The following is a 4,344-nucleotide window of genomic DNA, read 5'->3' on the forward strand; positions in this document are numbered from 1 at the left end:
TGTCCGAGGCGGCGCAGGGTTCCGGTCAGATCGCGGAGAACATCACCGGCGTCTCGGCCGCGGCCGGGTCGACGACCCAGGCGCTGACCCAGACCCGCACCGCCGTCGACGAGCTGTCCCGCATGGCGTCGGACCTGCGCACCAGCGTCTCGCGGTTCACGTACTGACCCGATCCCCTCTCCACGACGGAGCGCCCGGCCGGTTTCCGGCCGGGCGCTCCGTCGCATCCCGCACCATTTCCTGGATGTCGACAAGGCGCTGCGGGGAATGCGCTGACCGATTTTTCGGGGTGGATGGGCGACTTCCTGGTCTCTTAGCGTTGAGACACTTGGCGGGAATGCCGACGATGTCGGTGCACTCCCCATTCCCCAGGACAAGAGGACATCCACCCATGGCCGTTCTGAACGCCGGAGCACCCACCCGGCACTGGTACCGCGACCGCGGTGTGCGCACCCGCGTCTTCGGCCTGACCGTCGTCCTGCTCCTGGGCGTGCTGGCATCCACCCTGAGCGGCATGCTGAACGGCAACCGCACCGACGCGCTCAACGAGCGGGTCGACCGGGCGGTGGCGGTGCAACAGCAGCTGGAGCAGGCTCGCTACGACCTCCTGTGGGCCGCCAACTGGCAGAACATCACCGCGTGGAAGGCCCGGGTGGACGGCGGCGCCGTCGCGGCCGATCCGAACGGGGACAACGTCGCCGCCTACCGGGACGGCGCGGCCGGCTTCGAGGAGCTCTTCGCCCTCGACCGCACCCTCCTCGACCAGCAGGGCCGCGACAGCCTCGACGTGATCGAGCAGAACTGGTCGGCGATGAGCGACTACAACGACCAGATCTTCGGGCTGTGGGCGCAGGGCCGCCTCGACGAGGGCGACGCCCTGTCCACCGGCGACAAGTGGGACGTCTTCTACGTACTGGACCAGGCGATGACCGACCTGGTGGACTCTGTCGACCGTCTGGTCGCCGGCGCCCGCGCCGACGCGCGGGACGCCGGCGAGCGCACCGTGACGATCGCCGCCCTGACCGCGCTGCTCACCGTGCTCGCCGGCCTGGGCCTGGCCACCGTCGTCTCCCGGGGCCTGGCCCGCGGCGTGCGCGAGGTGCGCGACGGGCTGGTGCGCCTGGCCGACGGGGACCTGACCGTCCGGCTGCCCGTGCGCGGTCGCGACGAGACCGGCCAGATGGCCGCGGCGCTCAACGATGCTGCGGCGCAGATGACGCGGACCGTCTCCGGCATCGTCACGTCAGCGGACGCCGTCGCGGCCTCGTCGGAGCAGCTCAGCGCCTCCGCGGCGGAGATCTCGGCGTCGGCGGAGGAGACCTCCGCGCAGTCCGGTGTGGTCGCGGGCGCGGCGGAGGAGGTCAGCCGCAGCGTGCAGACGGTGGCCGCCGGTGCGGAGCAGATGGGGGCGAGCATCCGGGAGATCGCGACGAACGCGGCGGAGGCCAGCCAGGTGGCGTCCCGGGCGGTGTCGGCGGCGGAGACCACCACGGCGACCGTGGCGAAGCTGGGGGAGTCCAGCGCCGAGATCGGCAACGTGGTGAAGGTGATCACGAGCATCGCCGAGCAGACGAACCTGCTGGCCCTGAACGCGACCATCGAGGCGGCGCGTGCGGGGGAGGCGGGCAAGGGCTTCGCGGTGGTCGCGAACGAGGTCAAGGAGCTGGCGCAGGAGACGGCCAAGGCGACCGAGGACATCGCGCGGCGGGTGCAGGCGATCCAGGGCGACACCGGTGCGGCGGTGACCGCGATCGGGGAGATCTCGCAGATCGTGGCGCAGATCAGCGACCGGCAGACCACGATCGCCAGCGCGGTGGAGGAGCAGACCGCGACGACGAACGAGATGTCGCGGTCGGTGTCCGAGGCGGCGCAGGGTTCCGGTCAGATCGCGGAGAACATCACCGGCGTCTCCGGCGCGGCGGAGGCCACGACCCAGGCGCTGACCCAGACCCGCACCGCCGTCGACGAGCTGTCGCGGATGGCCGCGGAGCTGCGCGCCGGCGTCGCCCGCTTCACCTACTGACCGCCGGGGCCGAGGCCCGCGGAGGTAGCCGGACGGGACGCCGGGGGGAACACCCACCGGCGTCCCGTCCGCCATTTCCACGGCATCCCGGTGAATGGGGTGACAAGGCGCCGTGTCGACTCCGCGGAATGGTCAGCGGGATCTGTGTCGCATTCCGCGCGACACGTCCCAGGAAACGGGCTGTTGCGGATCCGGAACGTGTCTACCCTCTTCCCGGAAATGCCCGCACCACCGTTCCGTCGTGTGGCGCTCCGCGGCGACGCCGGACCCAGGCGCCGCTCCCCACCTCGCACTCCCTGGAGTTCCACGATGTCCACCGATGTCCTGCCCGCTCCCTCCCGTGACCGCGGTCGCGGCGCCACGGACGACGGGCGCGCCGCTCGCTCCTGGTGGTGTGACCGCGGGGTCGGCATGGAGGTGTTCACCGCGGTGCCCGCCGCCGTCGACGAGCTGTCACGGATGGCCGCGGAGCTGCGCACCGGCGTCTCCCGCTCCACCTACTGAACCCGCCGCACGGCCAGACCCGAGGGATCCCCATGAACGTCTCCCCGTCCCCACGCCGGAGCGGCTGGTTCGCCGACCGGCCGATCGCCGTCAAGATCCTGTCGATCCTGTCGTTCAGTGCCGCCGTCGGCGTGCTGCTGTGCGCCGTGGCCGTCGGGCGGATCAGCGCGCTCGACGACAGCCAGCGGGACATGTACGAGGGCAGCGTGGTCGCCTTCTCCGACCTCGACGCCGCCCAGGCGACCTACGAGTCCGTACGGCAGGGCTACACCGCCTACTTCCTGGCCGACCCGCCCACCCGCACCGCGCTGAAGTCGCGCCTCGCCGAGGGGAAGGCGCAGCTCGCGGAGCAGCTGGACGGCTACGCCGGGATCACCGAGCACCCCGACCGGTTCGCCGCCCTCCGGGCGGACGTCGAGGGCTACCTGCAGGTGAGCGACGGCCGGCTGGTCGCCGCCCTGGACGCCGGGGACACCCGCACGGCCGCTGCCACCGCAGCAGGCCCCCTGGTGGCGGCACAGGACGCCGTGACCGCGGCCTTCACCGACCTGCGGACGGTGCTCCGCGACGAGGCCGACGCCCAGGCGCGACAGGGGGCCGACGAGGCGTCGCGGGCCATGACCACCCTGTGGGTCGTCCTCGCGGTGAGCGTGGGCATCGGGCTGGCGCTGGCGCTGGTCGTCGTCCGTCAGATCGTGGCGACCGTCCGCTCGGTGCAGCGGTCGGTCGACGCCCTGGCCGCCGGCGACCTGACCGTCACCCCGGAGGTGACCTCCCGGGACGAGCTCGGGCGGATGGCGCAGTCGCTGGCCACGGCGCAGGGCACGCTGCGCGAGGTGCTCGCCTCGGTGGCGTCCTCCGCGGACGCGGTGGCGGCGTCCTCCGAGGAGCTGGGCGCGTCGTCGGCGGAGATCTCGGCGTCGGCGGAGGAGACCTCCGCCCAGTCCGGCGTGGTGGCCGGCGCGGCGGAGGAGGTCAGCCGGAACGTGCAGACGGTGGCCGCCGGTGCCGAGCAGATGGGGGCGTCGATCCGGGAGATCGCGCACAACGCGAACGAGGCGGCGAAGGTGGCCGCGGCGGCGGTGACCGAGGCGGAGGCGACGACGGCGACGATCACCAAGCTCGGCGACTCCTCCCGGGAGATCGGCGACGTCGTCAAGGTGATCACCTCCATCGCCGAGCAGACCAACCTGCTGGCACTCAACGCGACCATCGAGGCCGCGCGGGCCGGCGAGGCGGGCAAGGGCTTCGCGGTGGTGGCCAACGAGGTCAAGGAGCTGGCGCAGGAGACGGCCAAGGCCACCGAGGACATCGCCGCCCGCGTGCAGGCCATCCAGGGCGACACCTCGGGTGCCGTGGCCGCGATCGGGCGGATCAGCGAGGTCATCGGGCAGATCAACGACTTCCAGCTGACCATCGCCTCCGCGGTGGAGGAGCAGACCGCGACCACCAGCGAGATGTCGCGCTCGGTGTCCGAGGCCGCGGGTGGCTCCCGGGAGATCGCCGCCAACATCACCGGGGTCTCGGCGGCGGCCGGCTCGACGACGCAGGCGCTCACCCGCACCCGCAGCAGCGTCGACCGGCTGACGGGCATGGCCGCCGACCTGCGCACGGCGGTCACGCGCTTCACCTACTGAGCGCCGGGGCCGGCCGGGCCTCTCGCCCGCCCCGTCGGCCCTGGAGGACTCCCCGCGAACGGGGGGGGGGGGGGGGGGGGGGCGGGGCCCCCCCCCCCCCCCCCCCCCCCCCCCGCGCCGCGCGTCCCCCCCCCCCCCCCCCCCCCCCCCCGCCGGGCCGCCCGCCGCACACCGCCCAAC

Annotated in this window: 3 protein-coding genes and 1 pseudogene; all 4 read left to right on the top strand. The window is 73.4% G+C overall.

The window, feature by feature from the left end; all coding sequences use genetic code 11:
* Positions 1-167, top strand: a pseudogene (locus ACI79E_RS22275) (methyl-accepting chemotaxis protein); the annotation flags it as partial.
* A 224-nt stretch (positions 168-391) separates the two neighbouring features.
* Positions 392-2,023: a methyl-accepting chemotaxis protein gene (locus ACI79E_RS22280; RefSeq protein WP_456934765.1), complete on the top strand. Its 1,632-nt coding sequence runs from the start codon at positions 392-394 to the stop codon at positions 2,021-2,023.
* 309 nt (positions 2,024-2,332) lie between these two features.
* Positions 2,333-2,527, top strand: coding sequence for a hypothetical protein (locus ACI79E_RS22285; RefSeq protein WP_456934766.1), 195 nt, complete (start codon positions 2,333-2,335; stop codon positions 2,525-2,527).
* A gap of 32 nt (positions 2,528-2,559) precedes the next feature.
* Positions 2,560-4,164 carry a methyl-accepting chemotaxis protein gene (locus tag ACI79E_RS22290; protein WP_456934767.1) on the top strand — a complete coding sequence of 535 codons (1,605 nt, stop codon included), beginning with the start codon at positions 2,560-2,562 and terminating at the stop codon, positions 4,162-4,164.
* Positions 4,165-4,344 lie beyond the last annotated feature (180 nt).

The sequence above is a fragment of the Geodermatophilus sp. SYSU D00079 genome (assembly GCF_054050635.1).

Bases quoted from the DNA above. Each gene is read 5' to 3' on its own strand.
- ACI79E_RS22280 (WP_456934765.1), top strand. From the start codon at position 392: ATGGCCGTTCTGAACGCCGGAGCACCCACCCGGCACTGGTACCGCGAC.
- ACI79E_RS22285 (WP_456934766.1), top strand. From the start codon at position 2,333: ATGTCCACCGATGTCCTGCCCGCTCCCTCCCGTGACCGCGGTCGCGGC.
- ACI79E_RS22290 (WP_456934767.1), top strand. From the start codon at position 2,560: ATGAACGTCTCCCCGTCCCCACGCCGGAGCGGCTGGTTCGCCGACCGG.